Source organism: Isoptericola sp. NPDC060185, assembly GCF_042728595.1.
GTDB lineage: Bacteria > Actinomycetota > Actinomycetes > Actinomycetales > Cellulomonadaceae > Isoptericola.
The window spans coordinates 1-1,204 of record NZ_JBHWYY010000159.1; the positions used below are offsets into that span (position 1 = coordinate 1).

Genomic DNA, 1,204 nt, shown 5'->3' on the forward strand with positions numbered 1-1,204 from the left:
ACGGTCTCTTCGATTTCCCGGTCACGGGCGGTCAGGCGCACCTGATGCTGGTGCATGTGCTCGGCCCAGGACCGCACGACGAAGGCTTCGACGAACCGGTCGACGGTGCCGACGTCGCGGTAGAGCCGCCATTCCATCGCGCCCGTGCGCTGCCTCGATCGCCCGACCAGCGCCATCGAGTCGGTGAAGGCGGCGACGTCGGCGGGCGGCACGTCGTAGCCGCGCATCACCAGGACGGGGCCGTCCTCGGGTTCGGGCTCGACGACGAGTTGCGGTTCGGGCCAGAACGCCGCCGGGGAGAGGTCGATCTCCTCGACGTTGTGCCGGATCGGCCACCACAGGGTGCTCACGGCACAGCACGCCAGCAGCCCGGCCGCGATCAACAGTGCCGTCACTGCCCCGTAGGCACCGGCGACCAGGCCCCAGAGCAGGGAACCGATGGCCTGCCCACCCATGAACACCAGCATGTACACCGACAGCCCACGGGCGCGCACCCAGGCGGGCAGTAGCAACTGCATGGTCGAGTTCAGCGTCGCCATCGCCAGCAACCACGCGAGACCGGATCCCACCAGCAACACGAGCACCACCACCACGTGGTGGACCAGTGCGGTCGCGATCGCACCCATACCGAACAGGACCGCCGCGAGCGCGAGCCGCTGGGTGGGGGTGAACAGGACCCGCAGGCGTGACAATCCGAGCGCGCCACACACCGCGCCGAGCCCGAGCGCGCCGAGCAGCAGACCGTAGCCGGAGGACGACAGGCCGAGTCGGTCGTGGGCGATCACCGGCAGCAGCGACCACACCGCGCTGGCGGGAGCGATGAACAGGATCGCGCGGAACAGCACCCGTCGGATCGCGGGCGCGGCTCGGATGAATCGCGTGCCCGCCTGCAATGCGGCGAGGGGCCGTTCGCTGGGCAGCGGACTCGTTCGCGTCGGCCACTTCGACACCAGCAGCACCGCGACGATGCCGACGAACGACACCGTGTTGAACCCGAACACCACGGTCGGCCCGGCGATCGAGACGATCACGCCCGCCACCGCGGGCCCGACGGCTCGGCCGATATTGACGCTCATGCTGCCCAGCGCCGCCGCCGAGGTGATCTGGTCGCGGGGCACCAGCTCGGGCTGTACCGCTTGCCACGCGGGCGCGGTGAGCGCCTGCCCACAGCCGAGCAGGAACAGCAGGCTGAGCAGGACCGCGG

The 1,204-nt window shown here is 70.3% G+C and carries 1 protein-coding gene; it reads right to left on the minus strand.

All coding sequences use genetic code 11. The annotated features are described in order from the left end of the window. Nucleotides 1-1,204: MFS transporter (locus ACFWDO_RS21425; protein ID WP_380347202.1), on the minus strand; the 1,204-nt coding region annotated here is incomplete at both ends.